This is a genomic window from Pseudomonas sp. MWU15-20650 (assembly GCF_023242475.1).
GTDB lineage: Bacteria > Pseudomonadota > Gammaproteobacteria > Pseudomonadales > Pseudomonadaceae > Aquipseudomonas.
The window spans coordinates 37,414-54,704 of record NZ_JALJFG010000001.1 but is presented as its reverse complement, the minus strand read 5'-3'; the positions used below and the strand labels follow the sequence as shown (position 1 = coordinate 54,704).

Sequence of the window (17,291 nt, the reverse complement as noted above, 5' to 3'; positions counted from 1 at the left end):
GAGATGGGCGGGCAATGAAAACAAGTATAGCCAGCGCCATAAAACGCTTTCGCCCCGGGCTTGCTCCGACGCTTGTCGTGTTGGTGCTGCTGCCGTTGATGGTGGGCCTGGGGTTCTGGCAACTGTCACGCGGCCACGAAAAGCAGTTGCTGGTAGACAGCTATGCCGAGCGGCGCGTTGCCGACCCGGTGAACAGTATGCAGCTCAGCGACATGGCTGATCCGGCCTTCCGTCGAGTGCGCCTTCGTGGCCAGTTCGACGCCGAACACAGCGTGTTGCTCGATAACCGTATGCGCGACGGCAGGGCGGGTGTCGAGCTGCTGCAACCCTTTCACGACCAGGCCAGCGGCTTGTGGCTGCTGCTTAACCGCGGTTGGCTGCCGTGGCCCGACCGGCGTACGCCACCGGTTTTCACCACCCCCGAACAACCGTTGAATCTGGACGCCTGGGTGTACGTCGCCCCGGGCGAGACCTTCCAGTTGCACGCCGACCCGGCTACCGCCCAATGGCCTCGCTTGCTCACCGCCCTTCACCCCGCGGCACTCTGGGCTGAGCTGGGTCGCAACGGTTTTGCCTACGAGCTGCGCGCCGAGCCGGGCCCCGGTACATACGACACCACTTGGACGGTGGTCGCCATGGGCCCGGAAAAACACCTGGGGTATGCCGTGCAGTGGTTCGCCATGGCGCTGGCGTTGCTTGCGCTTTACCTCTACCTCGGATGGCACAACAAAAAGGAGAAGTCCCATGGGAGCGGCCATGAATCCACCCAGCATGTCTGAGGTGCCTGACCGACGCAAAGGCCGTTGGCAGCTGATTTTGATCCTGATGATGGTGATCGGCCCGATGGCGCTGGCCACCTTCATGTACAAGCTGCAGTTCTGGGTGCCGGACAGCCGCAGCTACCACGGCGAACTGATCGGCAACGGCCAGACCCGCGCCGACATCGGCGTGCAGGCAGATGAAGATCGCTGGCAACTGCTGGTCACTGCGCCCACCGCCTGCGCTACCGATTGCCAGCAATTGGTGTACCTGGCGCGCCAACTGCAAATCAGCCTCGGGCGCGACGCCTCCCGCGCCAGTCATGCCCTGGCCAGCGCGCAGCCGGTAAGCCCCGAATACGAGGCCAAGCTCAAAGCCCAATACCCACAACTGCAGCGCTACCCGCTGGACCTGTCGACCTTCACCCAGGACGCCGCCGCCCCAGGTGATGTGCAACTGTGGATCGTCGACCCTCACGGCAACCTCGTGCTGCGTTACGACGCCAAGGTCAAGGGCAAGGATCTGCTCAATGACCTGCGTCTGCTGCTGAAACTGTCGAATATCGGATAAGGGCATCGTCATGGCCAAACCTGGATTTCGCCTCGCGTTGTTTGCCACCTTGCTTGCGCTGCTGGTCGTGCTGCTCGGCGCCTACACGCGCCTGACCCACGCCGGACTTGGCTGCCCGGACTGGCCGGGCTGCTATGGCTTTATCAGCGTGCCACAAAGCGAAGCCCAGCTTGCCCATGCCGAGTTGCATTTCCCTGACGCGCCGGTGGAGGCCGATAAGGGCTGGGCCGAGATGACGCATCGCTACTTCGCCGGCACATTGGGTTTGTTGATCGTGCTGCTGGCGGCGCGCTCGTGGAGCCATCGGCAGGATCCGGGCCAGCCGGTGAAATTGCCGCTGTTCGTGTTGGCGGTGGTGTTTGCCCAGGCGGCGTTCGGTATGTGGACGGTGACGTTGAAGCTATGGCCGCAAGTGGTGACCAGTCATCTCCTGGGCGGGTTTGCGACCTTGAGCCTGCTGTTCTTGCTGACGTTGCGGCTTTCCGGCGTACTGCCTGCGTTGATCGTGCCCAAGCGCCTGCAATATTGGGCGACTGCCGGGTTGGTGCTGGTCATCGGCCAGATCGCGCTGGGTGGCTGGGTCAGTTCCAATTATGCGGCGGTGGCGTGTATCGATTTGCCCACCTGCCATGGCCAGTGGTGGCCCACGGCGGACTTTGCCAACGGTTTTCACCTGACCCAGCACATCGGCCCCAATTACCTTGGTGGGCAGCTCGACAGTGATGCGCGTACGGCTATTCATCTGACTCATCGCATCGGGGCGATCATGGTGACCCTGGTTCTGCTGGGGCTGGCCTGGCAGCTGCGTGCGGTGGGCATGACACGTTTGGCGGGCCTGTTGTTGATCGCCCTGGCAGTGCAAATCAGTCTGGGTATGAGTAACGTGTATTTCCATTTGCCACTGCCGGTGGCCGTGGCCCATAACGCCGGCGGTGCGGCGTTACTGCTGACGCTGGTGCTGGTCAATTACCACGCGCGTACCAGCTTGGTCCGGGTGCGCAACCAGCTGCCGTTCGGCTGGCGCTTCATTCCGCGCAAGCACGTATCGGGCCTTATCACCCTTAAAGGAGAGATGCCATGGCGACCTTGATCGGCGCACATCGCGATCAGGCGATCTGGCGGGACTACCTGGAGCTGACCAAGCCGAAAGTAGTGGTACTGATGCTGATCACGTCATTGGTGGGCATGTTCCTCGCCACCCGCGCCGGGGTGCCGTGGACGGTGCTGGTTTTCGGCAACCTGGGCATTGCCTTGTGTGCGGGAGGCGCTGCGGCGGTCAACCATGTGGTGGATCGGCGGATTGATGCGGTGATGGCGCGTACCCACCAGCGGCCAATGGCTCAGGGGCGTGTATCGCCCACTGCTGCGCTGGCCTTTGCGGTGCTGCTTGCCGTGGCTGGCTTGGCTTTGTTGCTGGCATTCACCAACCCCTTGGCGGCTTGGCTGACGTTGGCTTCGTTGCTTGGCTATGCCGTGATCTACACCGGGTTCCTCAAGCGTGCGACGCCGCAAAACATCGTCATCGGTGGGCTTGCCGGCGCTGCTCCGCCGTTGCTGGGTTGGGTGGCCGTCACGGGGCATATCAGTGCCGAACCGCTGTTGCTGGTACTGGTCATCTTCGCCTGGACCCCGCCCCACTTCTGGGCCTTGGCGATTCACCGCAAGGAGGAATACGCCAAGGCCGACATCCCGATGCTGCCGGTCACCCACGGCGAGCAATACACCAAGGTGCATATCCTGCTCTACACCTTCGCCCTACTGGCGGTGAGCCTGATGCCCTACGTTATCCACATGAGCGGCCCCCTGTACCTGGTGTGTGCGCTGGTATTGGGCGGGCGCTTTCTGCATTGGGCCTGGGTGCTGTACCGTGGCAGCAAGCCGCACGCGGCGATCAACACCTTCAAGTACTCTATCGGGTACTTGCTGCTGCTGTTTATCGCCCTGCTCGTAGACCACTACCTATTGTTGAACCTATGACTCGAACTCAAAAAACCGTCTTTATCCTGGTGGCCATCGTCGCGTTGATCATGGGCCTTACCGTCAACAAAGTATTGAGCGGCAAAGGCCAGGGTGACCCTACGGCGTTGATCGACGCCGGTATCATCCTGCTGCCGCAAAGCCGTCAGTTGCCGCCGGTGACCATGACCAACCAGAACGGCCAGCCGGTGCTGGTCAATGAGTTGAAAGGCAAATGGAGCCTGCTGTTCTTCGGCTACACCTTCTGCCCGGACATCTGCCCGACCACCCTTGCCCAGTTGCGTCAGATCAAGAGCGAGCTGCCCAAAGAGGCTGTGGATAAGTTGCAAGTGATCCTGGTCAGCGTCGATCCGAACCGCGACACCCCGGCTCAGCTCAAGCAATACCTGGGCTACTTCGACCCACAGTTCGAGGGGCTGACCGGCGCTAACGTGGACGATGTGCAAAAAGTCTCGAACGCTGTGAGTATTCCGTTTATCCCGGCGGATACCAGCAAGCCCAACTACACCGTGGACCACAGCGGTAACCTGGCGTTGATCGGCCCGGACGGCACGCAGCGTGGGTTTATTCGTGCGCCGTTGAATAACCAAAAGCTGGTGGCGCAGTTGCCGGTTTTGCTACAGCGCAAGTAGGCCAGTCACCAACCTAACCCTTGCACAAATAACCTGTGGTTTTGTGCAAGGGTTGAGCGTCGAGTCAGAACTCTAGATCTTTCAATCAACACAAAACATTTTTGATCTTCGGTGTTGTGAAGATCGGGTTTGATCAGAACGCCGGCAGGATCGCGCCTTTGTACTTCTCAAGAATGAACGCTTTCACTTCAGGTGTGTGCAAGGCTGCAACCAGCTTTTTCACCGCGTCCGAATCCTTGTTGTCGTCGCGGGTCACCAGGATGTTCACGTAAGGCGAGTCGTTGCCTTCGATCACCAGTGCGTCCTTGGAAGGGTCCAGCTTGGCCTCCAGCGCGTAGTTGGTATTGATCAGCGCCAGGTCGACCTGGGTCAGCACGCGTGGCAGGGTGGCGGCTTCCAGTTCGCGGAATTTCAGCTTTTTCGGGTTGCCGGTGATGTCCTTGATGGTCGACAGGATGTTGGTCGGGTCCTTCAGGGTGATCAGGTTGTGCTTGGCCAGCAGCAACAGGGCGCGGCCACCGTTGGTGGCGTCGTTCGGGATCACGACATTGGCACCGTCAGGCAGATCTTCGAGTTTTTTGTACTTGCTGGAGTAGGCGCCCAGGGGTTCCAGGTGCACCGCGCCGACGCTTACCAAGTGAGTGCCCTTGGCCTTGTTGAACTCATCCAGGTACGGCTGGTGCTGGAAGAAGTTGGCGTCCAGGCGCTTTTCAGCCACCTGTACGTTCGGCTGCACGTAGTCGGTGAAGACTTTGACCTGCAAATCCACGCCTTCTTTAGCGAGTGCCGGCTTCACGAATTCCAGGATTTGCGCGTGGGGCACCGGCGATGCGGCAACCGTAAGGGTCTCGGCAGCGTGGGCGGAAAACGCGGCAACGGCGGCGAAAGCAACCAGTAGTTTTTTCATCCAACAAGCTCCTTGTTCGGGCATGTGCCGGCGGGGGCCGGCAATAGCCGTTATTTTCGAGAAAAGTGCACCACCAGCTTGTCGCCGACGGTTTGCAGAATTTGCACCAGGATCAACAACAGCACCACGGTGACTACCATCACGTCGGTCTGGAAGCGTTGGTAGCCGAAACGGATCGCCAGGTCACCCAGGCCACCGGCGCCCACCACGCCAGCCATGGCGGTGTAGGACACCAGTGTAATCGCTGTCACTGTAATCGCCGCGAAGATGCCGGGACGGGCTTCAGGCAGCAAAGCATTGGTGATGATCTGACGCGTACTGGCGCCCATGGACTGGGTGGCCTCGATGATGCCGCGGTCCACTTCACGCAAGGCGGTTTCCACCAGGCGCGCAAAGAACGGTGTCGCACCCACGACCAGCGGCGGAATCGCGCCTGCTACACCCAGCGAAGTGCCGGTGATCAGTACGGTGAACGGGATCATCACGATCAGCAGAATGATGAACGGCAACGAGCGCAGAATGTTCACGATCAGCGACAGCAGCGCATACAAGCCCTTTTGCTCGAACAACTGGCGCGGGCTGCACAGGAATAGCAGCACGCCCAGGGGGAGACCGAGCAGCACGGTAAAGAACAGCGAACCGAACAACATGGTCATGGTGTCGCCAGTGGCGAGCCAGATTTCCGACCAGTCGATATTAGCGAAGAAACTCAACAGGACTTCCATTAGCGCAGAACCTCCATGTGGACGTCTGCCGCGGTAAAGCGAGCGAATGCGGCGTCCATGTCCCCGCCGGTGACGGCGAGGGTCAGTTGGCCGTAGGGAATATCTTTGATGCGGTCGATGCGACCGGCGAGGATGCTGTAGTCCACACCCGTTTCGCGGGCGACGGTGCCCAGCAGCGGCGCGTAGGTCGCTTCGCCCTGGAACGTCAGGCGCACGATGCGACCAGGGACGTGAGCGAAGTCATCACGTTGTTCACCTTCGTCGACCTGCTCGGCTTCCTGAACGAAGCGCTTGGTGGTCGGGTGCTTGGGGTGCAGGAACACGTCGGCCACCGAGCCTTGCTCGACGATTACGCCAGCGTCCATTACGGCGACCTGGTCGCACACGCGGCGGATCACGTCCATTTCATGGGTGATCAACACGATGGTCAGGTTCAGCTCGCGGTTGATCTCGGCCAGCAGTTGCAGGACCGAAGCGGTGGTCTGTGGGTCGAGGGCGCTGGTGGCTTCGTCGCACAGCAGAATCTTAGGCTTGGTCGCCAAGGCACGGGCGATGCCGACGCGCTGTTTCTGGCCACCGGACAACTGCGCCGGGTACTTCTTGGCGTGGTCCGACAAGCCCACGCGGGCGAGCAACTCAGCCACACGCAGGTCGATTTGCTTACGCGACAGCTCACCGGCCAGGGTCAGCGGCAGTGCGACGTTGTCGGCAACGGTCTTGGACGCCAGCAGGTTGAAGTGCTGGAAGATCATACCGACCTGCTGACGGAAACGGCGCAGGCCGTTGGCGTCCAGGGCGGTGACTTCTTCGCCGTCGACGTTGATCTGGCCACCGCTGGGTTGCTCCAAGCGGTTAATCAGGCGCAGCAGGGTGCTTTTTCCCGCACCGGAGTGACCAATCAGGCCGAACACCTGGCCGTTTTCGACGCGCAGGCTGGTGGGGTGCAGTGCGGGGATTTCCTTACCGGCGACGCGGTAGGTTTTATGGACGTTATGAAACTCGATCACGTAGCGAACCTTGTGGGGCGCATGGAAAAGGGATCAGCGGTTAGCCGGGCGCGCATTTTAGCCTGTCCGTATAGCGTTTCTTAGCATTTATTTCGCATTCAACCAGCGATTTGGCAATAACGCGATCAAAGGTCATAAAAAAGGAACGGTGCAAAACCGCGTCAGTCACTACTTAAGCAACTCAATTTCCCAGGTGCCGTGCCTGGGGTTTTGCTCAAACGAGCCAGGGATCGCTCTGGCCACTTTGAATAAGGAGTTTTGTCTGATGAGTACCAAGAAGCCAGCCACCCCGCAGAAGAGTGAACTTGCGGGTACCGACACTCTGGACCGTGGCAACACCAACGCCAAGCTACAGGCCCTGGAAGAATTCCGTTCCGATGCGACCGGCCAGGCCTTGCGTACCAACCAAGGCGTAAAAATTTCTGACAACCAGAACACCCTGAAAGTCGGCGCTCGGGGGCCGTCGCTGCTGGAAGACTTCATCATGCGTGAAAAAATCACGCACTTTGACCATGAGCGTATTCCGGAGCGCATCGTGCACGCCCGAGGCACGGGGGCCCATGGTTACTTCCAGACCTATGAGAACCATTCGGCGCTGAGCAAAGCCGGTTTCCTGCGTGATCCTGGGCATAAAACCCCGGTGTTTGTGCGCTTCTCTACCGTACAAGGCCCGCGTGGCTCCGGTGATACGGTGCGCGACGTGCGCGGTTTTGCCGTGAAGTTTTTCACCGACGAAGGCAACTTCGACCTGGTGGGTAACAATATGCCGGTGTTTTTCATACAGGACGCAATCAAGTTTCCTGACTTCGTACACGCGGTAAAACCTGAGCCACATAACGAAATCCCTACCGGCGGTTCGGCCCACGACACCTTCTGGGATTTCGTGTCGTTGCAGCCCGAATCGGCGCACATGGTGATGTGGGCAATGTCCGACCGCGCCATTCCCAAAAGCCTGCGTGCCATGCAGGGCTTTGGCATTCATACCTTTCGCATGATCAATACCGAAGGTAAATCGAGTTTCGTGAAGTTCCACTGGCATCCCAAAGTCGGCACCTGTTCCCTGGTGTGGGACGAAGCGCAAAAGCTTGCCGGTAAAGACACCGATTATCACCGTCGCGATCTATGGGAAGCGATTGAGAGCGGCGACTACCCCGAGTGGGAGTTGGGTGTGCAAATCGTCGCCGAAGAAGACGAGCACAAGTTCGACTTCGACCTGCTGGACCCGACCAAGATCATCCCTGAAGAGCTGGTGCCGATCACACCGTTGGGCAAGATGGTGCTTAACCGTAACCCAGATAACTTCTTTGCCGAAGTGGAACAGGTCGCCTTTTGCCCAGGCCATATCGTGCCGGGTATCGACTTCACCAACGACCCGCTGCTGCAAGGTCGCCTGTTTTCCTACACGGATACCCAGATCAGCCGTCTCGGTGGCCCGAACTTTCATGAGCTGCCCATCAATCGGCCGGTCACGCCTTTCCATAACGGCCAGCGCGATGCCCAGCATCGCACTGTGATCGACAAGGGGCGTGCTGCGTACGAGCCGAATTCGATTGACGGTGGTTGGCCGAAAGAGACGCCGCCAGCTGCCCAAAATGGCGGTTTCGAGACCTACTACGAGCGTGTCGACGCCAACAAGGTGCGTGAGCGCAGTGAGTCGTTTGGCGACCATTTCTCGCAAGCCGCGCTGTTCTTCCACAGCATGAGCCACCACGAGAAAGAGCACATCATCGCGGCCTACAGCTTCGAGTTGGGTAAGGTAGAGCGCGAGTTTATTCGTGCCCGTCAGGTAAATGAGATTCTGGCCAATATCGACCTGGAGCTGGCCAAGCGCGTCGCGCAGAACCTGGGTTTACCAGCGCCGACTAAAGGCACGGTGCCGCCATGCAAGGCGTCGCTGAAAGAGTCGCCGGCGTTGAGCCAAGTGAACCTGCTATCGGGTGACATCAAAACGCGCAAAGTGGCGATTCTCGCGGCTAACGGTGTGGACGGCGCGGCCATTGCTGCGTTGAAAAAGGCGCTGGAGGCCGAGGGTGCACATGCCAAGCTGCTAGGGCCGACTTCGGCGCCGGTGAAGACGGCCGATGGCAAGAGCTTGAAGGTGGATGCGTCGATGGAGGGTATGCCGTCGATTGCGTTTGATGCGGTGTTTGTACCGGGTGGCAAAGAGTCGATCAAGGCGCTGAGCGCTGACGGTGTAGCGCTGCACTTCCTGTTGGAAGCGTACAAGCACTTGAAGGCGATTACTGTCGCCAACGACGCGAAGCCACTGCTGGACCTGTTGAAGCTGGAAACGGATGCGGGGTTGATCGTAGGCGCGGACGCCAAGGCGTTCAAAGCGTTCTTTGCGGCGATCGCGCAGCACCGGGTCTGGGATCGTGAGCCGAAGGCCAAGGCGATTCCGGCTTAAGTTATGGGTTGTTTTCTAAACTGCCATCGGGAGCAAGCTTGCTCCCGATGGCTTTATTGCGCCTTGCGCGGAATTAAAACAACCTGCGCCGGGATATTCTTTACGATCTGCCGGTGAATCTTCAGGTCATACCCCGAATCAATTCGCTTCACCCTCTTGGTCAGCAGCGTAGCCAGCCAAGGGTAATCCTGAGTGCGCGGCGCCTGGATGCTGACATCACACTGGTAATTCACCACGTCGGTGGCGATGGCATCCAACTGATGGCGCAGCTCTTCGATATCGGTGAGGTTCAACGCCACGGTAGTGCTGGGCGCGGCAGGGTCGATGACCCTGGCAGGCGGCTTGGCTTCGGCGGCCTTGAGGGCCGCTTCGGCGTTATCCAGTTCGACTTTGCGCGCGTGGCTGATGGCGCTGTTCACGCCGCCGGTCAGTGCTGGCGCCTTGGGCATCAGAGCGCGAGCGCGGCTCAGGGCTGTAGCGGCGGCGTTGACGTCACCTTTTTGCAGCACGATCTGGCTGCGCTGCAGGTAGGCTTCGGCCAGTTGGCGCTGGTAAGGCTCCAGCGTCGGGTCGTTGGGCGATTGCGCCTGCAGTGCGGCAAGCTGGTCTTCGGCGGTTGCCAGCTCACTGCTGGCCAGGTTTTGTTCCAGCTGCGCGATGGCCGCAGCGCGTGCGTCCGGTGCCTCGGGGGCAGCGGGCGGTGTGCTTTGACAGGCGCCCAGCAGCAGTGAAAATGCGGCAAGGAGCAGATAACGGGAGGTGAACGGCTTCATTCCTGCGACTCTCTATTTGCGCAAAAAGCGAGCAAGTCTACACCCCTCGACGGGGCAGAACAAAACTCAGCAGAAACAGGGCAGCCGCCGTAACCACAATCGACGGCCCCGCTGGCGTGTCCTTGAACCAGGACAAGGCCAGGCCCCCGCACACGGCGAGCATACCCAACAGGCTGGCACCGATCGCCATCTGCTCCGGTGAGCGGGCATGACGCTGGGCGGCGGCTGCGGGAATGATCAGCAGCGACGTGATCAACAATACGCCGACAATCTTCATCGCGACAGCGATCACCACTGCGATCAACAACATCAGGGTCATGCGCAGCGCTGGCACGGGCAAACCTTCCACCGTGGCCAGCTCTTCATGCACGGTAATCGCCAGCAACGGGCGCCACAGGGTCACCAGCAGGACCAGCACCGCAGCACTGCCGCCGAGAATCCAGGCAAGGTCGGTGGGGCTGATCGCCAGCAGGTCGCCGAACAGGTAGGCCATCAGGTCGATGCGCACTTCATGCATGAAGCTCAGCACTACCAGGCCCAGGGACAAGGTGCTCGGTGCCAGGATGCCCAGCAGTGTGTCGGAAGCCAGTGGCTGGCGCTGTTGCAGGGTCACCAGCAACACCGCCAGTAACAGGCAGCCCACGGTCACGGCGATGGTCGGGCTCACATCCAGCAGGAAGCCCATGGCCACGCCCAGCAGCGCCGCATGGGACAGCGTGTCGCCAAAATAGGCCATGCGTCGCCAGACCACGAACGAGCCCAATGGGCCCGCCACCAATGCCAAAGCCAAGCCTGCCAGCAGGGCGTAGAGCAGAAAATCAGCCATGCTTGCAGCTATCTCCATGAACATGAGGGTGGGGTGCGGCGGGGTCTTCAACCACGGCGCCATGCAAATCATGGGCGTGGTCGTGATGATGGTGGTAGATCGCCAGGCTCTGGGCGTTTTTGCCGAACAGCTCGACGAACGCGGGGTCTCCGCTGACCTGTTCCGGATGGCCTGAGCAGCATACGTGGCGGTTGAGGCACACGACTTGGTCGGTAGTGCTCATCACCAGATGCAGGTCGTGGGAGACCATCAGCACGCCGCAGCCATGGCGGTCACGCAGGCGGGTGATCAAGCTGTACAGCTCGGCTTGGCCAGCCACGTCGACGCCTTGCACAGGTTCGTCGAGCACCAGCAGTTGCGGCTCGCGCAGCAGGGCGCGGGCCAGTAGCACGCGCTGCATTTCACCGCCGGAGATGCTTTGCACCGGGCTGTCGATCACTTGTTCGGCGCCGACTTCCTTGAGCGCAGCCTGGGCGCGGGCGCGGTCTACGCCGGGCACCAGGCGCAGGAATCGCAGCACTGACAGCGGTAAGGTCGGGTCGACGTGGAGTTTTTGCGGCATGTAGCCGACGCGCAGCTTGGGCTTGCGCCATACACTGCCGCTGTCGGGTTTGAGCAGGCCGAGCACGGCGCGAACCAAGGTGGTCTTGCCTGCACCGTTGGGGCCGATCAGGGTAACGATCTGCCCAGGCTCCACGCTCAGTGCGATGTTCTCCAGCACGTTTTGCCCGGCGAATGTGACCCCTACCTGCTCCAGGCGGATTAACGCGTCGCTCATCAAGCCCCCTGGCAGCCCGAGCAGAGACCGACCACTTCGACTGTTTGCCCTTCGACCTTGAAGCCGACCTCGGCAGAGCTTTGGATGATGGCGTCACTGATGCTTTTTTGTTCAAGCTCGATGGCGGCGTGGCATTCGCGGCAGATCAGGAATTGACCTTGGTGCGCATGCTCTGGGTGGCTGCAGCCGACAAAGGCGTTGAGCGAGGCGATACGGTGTACCAGGCCGTTTTCCAGCAGGAAGTCCAACGCGCGATACACGGTTGGCGGCGCGGCGCGGCGGCCGTCCTGTTCACTGAGCACGCCAAGAATGTCGTAGGCGCCCAGGGGTTTGTGGCTCTGCCATACCAGTTCCAGAACCCGGCGGCGCAGGGCGGTCAGGCGCAAGCCTTTCTGCGTGCACAGGGTGTCGGCCTCTGACAGCGCGGTATGCACGCAGTGAGAGTGGTCATGGGGACGGCTGGCAAGCGGTGTTTTAGGCATGAGCGGCGACAGACATTTGATAGAGACGTTATTATGTTACCCGTTCCTACGCCATTGAGTGGTCATCGTGTCCCGACTTTTTCCCGTTTTTGTCGTATTTGTCACCAGTTTGTTCATTGCGGGTGCCGCTCAGGCTGAGGTCAAGGTACTGACCAGCATCAAGCCGTTGCAGCTGATTGCCGCCGCTGTGCAGGATGGCGTGGCGATTCCAGAGGTGTTGTTGCCGCCGGGTGCATCGCCGCACAACTACGCGTTGCGCCCATCCGACGTACGGCGGGTGCAGTCGGTCGACCTGCTGTACTGGATCGGCCCGGACATGGAGAGCTTCCTGCCGCGGGTGCTCAAGGGGCGTAGCCTGCCAACCGTGGCGGTTCAGGATCTTGCGGGAATGAAACTGCGTCGTTTCGCCGAAGATAGCCACTCCCATGCCGATGATGCCGACGAACATGATCACGACCATCGCCCTGGCAGCCTGGATGCGCACTTGTGGCTGTCAACGGTCAATGCACGAGTGATTGCGGCACGCATGGCCTCCGACCTCAGTGCGGTCGACCCGACCAATGCTGCGCGTTATCAGAGCAACGTGAAGGCGTTCGATGAGCGTTTGGATGCGCTGGATGCGCGGCTCAAAGCACGTCTGGCGAGTGTTGGCGACAAGCCTTACTTCGTGTTCCACGAAGCGTTCGACTACTTCGAAGACGCCTACGGGCTCAAACACACCGGCGTGTTCAGTGTTGCCGCCGAAGTGCAGCCCGGGGCCCAGCATGTGGCAGCGATGCGCACGCGTTTGCAGGAAGTGGGCAAGACGTGCGTGTTCAGCGAGCCGCCGTTGCGTCCGCGTTTGGCCGAGACGCTGGTGGCTGGCTTGCCGGTGAAATTGGCTGAGTTGGATGCATTGGGTGGTTATACGCCGGCGACCGCTCAGGGTTATGAGCAAGTGCTGGAGAAGTTGGGGAATGACTTGGCTGGGTGCCTGGAGTCACTCTAACCATCGCCGCATAATCAATGTGGGAGGGGCAAGTCGAATCGCCGCCCCTCCCACATGTTTAGAGCGCGAACGGCAGGTGAACATTGACCTGCTGACGCTGCGCCAGTCGATGCTCGAACTCCGCCGGATCATGGATCAACACATCCTGCCCGGCAAATGACTCGGCGGCGATCAGCCGTGACAACCAGAACCGCACGCACGCTACGCGTAGCAAGGTCGGCCACAGTTCGGCTTCTTTGGCGGTAAACGGTCGTAGGCCCGCGTAGGCACCCAATAGCGCGCGGGCGCGTTGCCCGTCAATCACGCCATCCGCGTCCGAACACCAGTCGTTCAAGGCGATCGCCACGTCGTAGAGCATTGGTCCGGAACAGGCGTTGTAGAAGTCGATCAGGCCCGTCAGGTGGGTGCCTTCAAACATCGCATTGTCGCGAAACAGGTCGGCGTGCACGTTAGCGCGCGGCAGGGCAAGGATGTGGGCCTTGTGGGCTTGGATCTCAGTCAATGCATCTTGCAGCAGGCGCTGCTGTGCGTCATTCAGGTGCGAAATAAGCTGTGCGCCTTCACTGAGCATCCAGTCCAGGCCACGATCGGTCTTGCGCTCCAGCACCTTCTCCCCCTGAGTCGCCAGGTGCAGATGGCCGAGCAGTTCGCCGACCTGGGCGCAATGCTGGGCGTTGGCATCCTTGATGTGCTTGCCGGCCAGGCGCGGTTGCAGCAACGCCGGTTTGCCGGCCAGTGTGCGCAGGGCGATGCCGTCGGTGGTGCGCAAGGCGTAAGGGACAGGCAGGTCGGCGTCGTGGAGCACGTCGAGCAGTTCGATGAAGAACGGCATTTCTGCGACGGGGCCGCGTTCAACCAGGGTCAGGACAAACTCACCTTGCTCCAGGCTGATAAAGAAATTGGTGTTTTCGCTACCAGCGGCAATCCCCTGGAAATCAAGCAGGCGGCCGAGCCCGTAAGGGGCGAGAAAGGTTTCCAGCTCGGGCCGAGCCAGGGGGGTGAACACAGACATGGTTAAAACTGCCATTACGGGCGCTGCCGTGGGCAGCGCCGATTAAAGTTAAGAAATCATTTCCATTCGAAGATCTTCCATGACGGGATCAGCATATCCGGCTGGTCAGAACGGATGAAGTTCGCATCGGTTCCGTCCGCGCGCACTAGAAAATACGGCGGAAAGCCTTTTTGCGTCACCTTGATCGCGTACAGGAAGCCATTCTGGCGGTATTCCTGAATGGTCTTGTCGCCTTCCGTGCGAATGGTGACTTCCGGATCAGCCGACGGGGCAGTATCTGCCGCCATGGCCATCATCGGAGTGAGTGCAATCAAGCCGGTCAACAACAGGCGATTTACTGTACGCATGATAACCTTGTCCCTTTGTCGTCATTGGTCCGGCTATTCTAGCGCCTGACCCGCCGAAAAGGTTGATCCTGCTCATGAGCCAAGCCCCCCTCGTCCTGGTGGACGGTTCTTCTTATCTGTACCGCGCGTTCCACGCGCTGCCACCGCTGACCACTTCCAAAGGTCTGCCGACCGGTGCGGTCAAGGGCGTGTTGAACATGCTCAAAAGCCTGCGCAAGCAGTACCCGGACAGCCCATTCGCAGTCGTGTTCGATGCCAAGGGTGGGACCTTTCGCGACGAGATGTACGCCGAGTACAAGGCCAACCGCCCGAGCATGCCCGATGACATGCGCCTGCAGATCGAACCGCTGCACCAGAGCGTGATTGCCCTGGGGTTCCCGCTGCTGTGCGTCGAAGGTGTCGAGGCCGATGACGTGATCGGCACTCTGGCCCGTAGCAGTGCGGCGGCTGACCGCCCGGTGGTGATCTCGACCGGTGACAAAGACATGGCGCAGCTGGTGGATGGGCACATTACCTTGGTCAACACCATGACCGGTAGCTCGATGGACATCGAGGGCGTAAAGGAGAAATTTGGCGTCGCTCCGGAGCAGATCATCGACTATCTGGCGTTGATGGGCGATTCGTCCGACAACATCCCGGGCGTTCCGGGCATTGGTCCGAAGACCGCCTCCGGTCTGCTGGTGGGCGTGAATGGCGGCCTGAAAGAGCTTTATGAGCAGCTGGATATTGTGCCAACCCTGCCAATCCGGGGTGCCAAGACGCTGCCAGCCAAGCTGGAAGAGCATAAGGAAATGGCGTTTCTGTCCTACCAGCTAGCGACGATCAAGGTTGATGTGCTGCTGGACGTGGGCCTGGATGATTTGCACTTGATCGAGCCGGATCGTGAAAAGCTGCTGGAGCTGTATACCCTGCTCGAGTTCAAGAGCTGGTATGAAGAGATCCAGCGTGATGCCAAGCGTGTCGAGCTCAAGGCTTCCACCGAGGCTGCACCCGCTGTCGAGGAAACCGTTGTGGCTGCGGTTGAGGTGCCTGTAGAGGCGACGTACACCACCATCCTCGACCAAGCGACCTTCGATGCCTGGTTGAAAAAACTCAACAACGCGAAGTTGTTCGCCTTCGATACAGAAACCACCGGGATCGACGCTCAACAGGCTCAGTTGGTGGGGGTTTCCTTTGCCGTGCAGTCTCACGAAGCTGCTTACATCCCACTGACCCACTCCTACATTGGGGCGCCGCAGCAGTTGGATCGCGATACCGTGCTGCTGGCCCTGAAACCTTTGCTGGAAGACCCCACCAAGCTCAAGGTTGGCCAGCATGCCAAGTTTGACATGAACATCCTGGCTAACTGCGCCATCGGCGGTGACCCGGCGCAAGGCATTACGGTGCGTGGTATTGCCTTCGACACCATGCTCGAATCCTATGTGTTGAATTCCACTGCCACCCGGCATGACATGGACAGCCTGGCGAAAAAGTACCTGGATTACGACACCGTCAGCTTCCAGGACATTGCCGGCAAGGGCGCCAAGCAACTGACATTCGACCAGATCCCGCTCGAGCAGGCCGGCCCTTATGCAGCCGAAGATGCGGACGTGACGCTGCGTTTGCACCAGGCGCTGTACGCGCAACTCGCGGCCATTCCGAGCCTGGCCAGTGTGCTGACGGATATCGAGATACCCTTGGTGCCGGTGCTGGCACGCATCGAGCGTCAGGGTGCGCTGGTGGATAAGGACTTGCTGGGTATCCAGAGCATCGAGCTGGGTAACAAGATGGTTGAGCTGGAGCGCCAGGCATTCGAGATCGCCGGCGAGGAGTTCAACCTGGGTTCACCCAAGCAGCTGGGGGCAATCCTCTACGAGAAACTGGGCTTGCCGGTATTGAAAAAGACCGGCAAGGGCCAGGCGTCCACGGCGGAGGAAGTGCTGGCTAAACTGGCTGAAGACGATTTCCTGTTGCCCAAGGTACTGATGCAGTACCGCAGCATGAGCAAGCTCAAAAGCACTTACACCGACCGCCTGCCTGAGCAGATCAACCCGCGTACCGGGCGTATTCACACGTCGTATCACCAGGCGGTGGCGGCTACTGGGCGTTTGTCCTCCAGCGACCCGAACCTGCAGAACATCCCGGTGCGTACCGCTGAAGGGCGGCGGATCCGCCAGGCATTTGTCGCGCCCAAGGGGTACAAGCTGCTGGCCGCGGACTATTCGCAGATTGAGCTGCGGATCATGGCGCACCTGTCCAAGGACGAGGGATTGATGAATGCCTTCCGCAACAACCTGGACGTGCATACGGCCACGGCAGCCGAGGTATTCAAGGTTGAGCTGGATGACGTCACGTCGGATCAGCGCCGCAGCGCCAAGGCCATCAACTTCGGTCTGATCTACGGCATGGGCGCCCAGAAGCTTGGTAAGGACATTGGCGTCGATACCAAAACTGCCAAGGCTTATATCGATGTGTACTTTGCTCGCTACCCGGGCGTTCGCGAGTATATGGAGCGCACGCGTGCTCAGGCTGCCGATCAAGGCTACGTAGAAACCTTCTTCGGCCGTCGTCTGTACTTGCCGGATATCAATTCCAATAAGCCTCAGGAGCGAGCGGCCGCCGAACGCACGGCGATCAACGCACCGATGCAGGGCACGGCAGCGGACATCATCAAGAAAGCCATGGTGTTGGTGGACAACTGGCTGACCGAGTCGGGCCTGGATGCCAAGGTTATCCTGCAGGTGCACGACGAATTGGTGCTCGAGGTGCGTGAGGACCTGGTTGCCGAAGTCAGTGAAAAGATCCGTGAGCACATGAGTGCTGCGGCGCAGTTGGATGTGCCGCTGGTAGTGGATGTGGGCGTAGGCGATAACTGGGACGAAGCACACTGATCTCCAGGCTCCGCCGCCACTGCGTGGGGTGGCGGAGTGCTTTAGAGCGGAAAACACTGACGGTTATTTCCAATAGTTTTTTTAACCTGCCGGAACTTAACCCGTGAACAGCTACTCAGAGTTACTGAATGGGTGGTGAAGCCCTTCAATGCTCCTATGTTGTGTTAAGTGTTGGCAGATATCTGGACCCCGCCCTAGCGGTCCGGAACTTGGACCCCGAACTTCCCTCCC

17 protein-coding genes are annotated in these 17,291 nt (G+C 60.0%); 8 read left to right on the top strand and 9 right to left on the bottom strand.

The features are described from left to right. Positions 1-14: 14 nt before the first annotated feature. Genes M5B43_RS00260 through M5B43_RS00240 form a run of 5 tightly spaced genes read left to right on the top strand, consistent with a single transcriptional unit; the run spans position 15 to position 3,938 of the window. Positions 15-779 (top strand): SURF1 family protein, encoded by a 765-nt coding sequence (locus M5B43_RS00260; RefSeq protein WP_248748272.1) that lies wholly within the window; start codon positions 15-17, stop codon positions 777-779. Continuing rightward, positions 745-1,329 carry a hypothetical protein gene (locus tag M5B43_RS00255; protein ID WP_248748271.1) on the top strand — a complete coding sequence of 195 codons (585 nt, stop codon included), beginning with the start codon at positions 745-747 and terminating at the stop codon, positions 1,327-1,329. Before M5B43_RS00260 ends, M5B43_RS00255 begins: the two co-directional genes overlap by 35 nt. Positions 1,330-1,339: 10 nt before the next feature. After that, complete coding sequence (locus M5B43_RS00250) at positions 1,340-2,419, top strand: COX15/CtaA family protein (RefSeq protein ID WP_248748270.1); 1,080 nt, start codon at positions 1,340-1,342, stop codon at positions 2,417-2,419. Next, positions 2,407-3,306 (top strand): heme o synthase, encoded by a 900-nt coding sequence (cyoE, locus tag M5B43_RS00245; RefSeq protein WP_248748269.1) that lies wholly within the window; start codon positions 2,407-2,409, stop codon positions 3,304-3,306. Before M5B43_RS00250 ends, cyoE begins: the two co-directional genes overlap by 13 nt. Further along, positions 3,303-3,938 carry an SCO family protein gene (locus M5B43_RS00240; RefSeq protein WP_248748268.1) on the top strand — a complete coding sequence of 212 codons (636 nt, stop codon included), beginning with the start codon at positions 3,303-3,305 and terminating at the stop codon, positions 3,936-3,938. The genes cyoE and M5B43_RS00240 overlap by 4 nt, the downstream gene beginning before the upstream one ends. A 133-nt stretch (positions 3,939-4,071) precedes the next feature. Here M5B43_RS00240 and M5B43_RS00235 read toward each other — a convergent pair whose 3' ends face one another. The 3 genes from M5B43_RS00235 to M5B43_RS00225 are packed head-to-tail and all read right to left on the bottom strand — an operon-like array spanning position 4,072 to position 6,577. Further along, a complete protein-coding gene (locus M5B43_RS00235; protein WP_248748267.1) occupies positions 4,072-4,845 on the bottom strand; it encodes a MetQ/NlpA family ABC transporter substrate-binding protein in 774 nt (257 codons plus the stop codon). Between the two features lie 50 nt (positions 4,846-4,895). After that, complete coding sequence (locus M5B43_RS00230; protein ID WP_060756501.1) at positions 4,896-5,570, bottom strand: methionine ABC transporter permease; 675 nt, start codon at positions 5,568-5,570, stop codon at positions 4,896-4,898. Further along, on the bottom strand, positions 5,570-6,577 hold the full coding sequence (locus tag M5B43_RS00225; RefSeq protein ID WP_248748266.1) for a methionine ABC transporter ATP-binding protein: 1,008 nt from the start codon (positions 6,575-6,577) through the stop codon (positions 5,570-5,572). The genes M5B43_RS00230 and M5B43_RS00225 overlap by 1 nt, the downstream gene beginning before the upstream one ends. Positions 6,578-6,725: 148 nt before the next feature. Between M5B43_RS00225 and katE the strand changes: the two genes are divergently transcribed. Then, the gene (gene katE / locus M5B43_RS00220) at positions 6,726-8,984 is read left to right on the top strand and encodes a catalase HPII (RefSeq protein WP_349292340.1); all 2,259 of its coding nucleotides are present in this window, start codon (positions 6,726-6,728) and stop codon (positions 8,982-8,984) included. 53 nt (positions 8,985-9,037) lie between these two features. On the opposite strand, the gene M5B43_RS00215 is transcribed toward katE, so the two are convergent. The 4 genes from M5B43_RS00215 to M5B43_RS00200 are packed head-to-tail and all read right to left on the bottom strand — an operon-like array spanning position 9,038 to position 11,855. Then, positions 9,038-9,757, bottom strand: a complete 720-nt coding sequence (locus M5B43_RS00215) for a PA5502 family lipoprotein (RefSeq protein ID WP_248748264.1) — start codon at positions 9,755-9,757, stop codon at positions 9,038-9,040. A 37-nt stretch (positions 9,758-9,794) separates the two neighbouring features. Then, positions 9,795-10,583, bottom strand: a complete 789-nt coding sequence (gene znuB / locus M5B43_RS00210) for a zinc ABC transporter permease subunit ZnuB (protein ID WP_058421933.1) — start codon at positions 10,581-10,583, stop codon at positions 9,795-9,797. Then, positions 10,576-11,361: a zinc ABC transporter ATP-binding protein ZnuC gene (gene znuC, locus M5B43_RS00205; RefSeq protein ID WP_248748263.1), complete on the bottom strand. Its 786-nt coding sequence runs from the start codon at positions 11,359-11,361 to the stop codon at positions 10,576-10,578. The genes znuB and znuC overlap by 8 nt, the downstream gene beginning before the upstream one ends. Next, complete coding sequence (locus tag M5B43_RS00200; RefSeq protein ID WP_248748528.1) at positions 11,361-11,855, bottom strand: Fur family transcriptional regulator; 495 nt, start codon at positions 11,853-11,855, stop codon at positions 11,361-11,363. Before M5B43_RS00200 ends, znuC begins: the two co-directional genes overlap by 1 nt. Before the next feature lie 46 nt (positions 11,856-11,901). On the opposite strand from M5B43_RS00200, the gene M5B43_RS00195 reads away from it, so the two are divergent. Further along, a complete protein-coding gene (locus tag M5B43_RS00195) occupies positions 11,902-12,831 on the top strand; it encodes a zinc ABC transporter substrate-binding protein (protein ID WP_248748262.1) in 930 nt (309 codons plus the stop codon). Positions 12,832-12,889: 58 nt separating this feature from the next. Here M5B43_RS00195 and M5B43_RS00190 read toward each other — a convergent pair whose 3' ends face one another. Together M5B43_RS00190 and M5B43_RS00185 are read right to left on the bottom strand one after the other, a co-directional pair. Further along, positions 12,890-13,843, bottom strand: coding sequence for a homoserine kinase (locus M5B43_RS00190; protein WP_248748261.1), 954 nt, complete (start codon positions 13,841-13,843; stop codon positions 12,890-12,892). A gap of 56 nt (positions 13,844-13,899) precedes the next feature. Further along, entirely contained in the window at positions 13,900-14,190 is a 291-nt protein-coding gene (locus M5B43_RS00185) for a DUF2782 domain-containing protein (protein ID WP_248748260.1), read from the bottom strand. 74 nt (positions 14,191-14,264) lie between these two features. Between M5B43_RS00185 and polA the strand changes: the two genes are divergently transcribed. Continuing rightward, positions 14,265-17,060, top strand: coding sequence for a DNA polymerase I (gene polA, locus M5B43_RS00180; RefSeq protein WP_248748259.1), 2,796 nt, complete (start codon positions 14,265-14,267; stop codon positions 17,058-17,060). Positions 17,061-17,291: the final 231 nt, after the last annotated feature.

Excerpts from the sequence above, each read along its gene's own strand:
- cyoE (WP_248748269.1), top strand. The coding sequence starts at position 2,407 with ATGGCGACCTTGATCGGCGCACATCGCGATCAGGCGATCTGGCGGGAC.
- M5B43_RS00260 (WP_248748272.1), top strand. The coding sequence starts at position 15 with ATGAAAACAAGTATAGCCAGCGCCATAAAACGCTTTCGCCCCGGGCTT.
- M5B43_RS00190 (WP_248748261.1), bottom strand. The coding sequence starts at position 13,843 with ATGTCTGTGTTCACCCCCCTGGCTCGGCCCGAGCTGGAAACCTTTCTC.
- M5B43_RS00215 (WP_248748264.1), bottom strand. The coding sequence starts at position 9,757 with ATGAAGCCGTTCACCTCCCGTTATCTGCTCCTTGCCGCATTTTCACTG.
- M5B43_RS00255 (WP_248748271.1), top strand. The coding sequence starts at position 745 with ATGGGAGCGGCCATGAATCCACCCAGCATGTCTGAGGTGCCTGACCGA.
- znuC (WP_248748263.1), bottom strand. The coding sequence starts at position 11,361 with ATGAGCGACGCGTTAATCCGCCTGGAGCAGGTAGGGGTCACATTCGCC.
- M5B43_RS00235 (WP_248748267.1), bottom strand. The coding sequence starts at position 4,845 with ATGAAAAAACTACTGGTTGCTTTCGCCGCCGTTGCCGCGTTTTCCGCC.
- znuB (WP_058421933.1), bottom strand. The coding sequence starts at position 10,583 with ATGGCTGATTTTCTGCTCTACGCCCTGCTGGCAGGCTTGGCTTTGGCA.
- polA (WP_248748259.1), top strand. The coding sequence starts at position 14,265 with ATGAGCCAAGCCCCCCTCGTCCTGGTGGACGGTTCTTCTTATCTGTAC.
- M5B43_RS00250 (WP_248748270.1), top strand. The coding sequence starts at position 1,340 with ATGGCCAAACCTGGATTTCGCCTCGCGTTGTTTGCCACCTTGCTTGCG.
- M5B43_RS00240 (WP_248748268.1), top strand. The coding sequence starts at position 3,303 with ATGACTCGAACTCAAAAAACCGTCTTTATCCTGGTGGCCATCGTCGCG.
- M5B43_RS00230 (WP_060756501.1), bottom strand. The coding sequence starts at position 5,570 with ATGGAAGTCCTGTTGAGTTTCTTCGCTAATATCGACTGGTCGGAAATC.
- M5B43_RS00185 (WP_248748260.1), bottom strand. The coding sequence starts at position 14,190 with ATGCGTACAGTAAATCGCCTGTTGTTGACCGGCTTGATTGCACTCACT.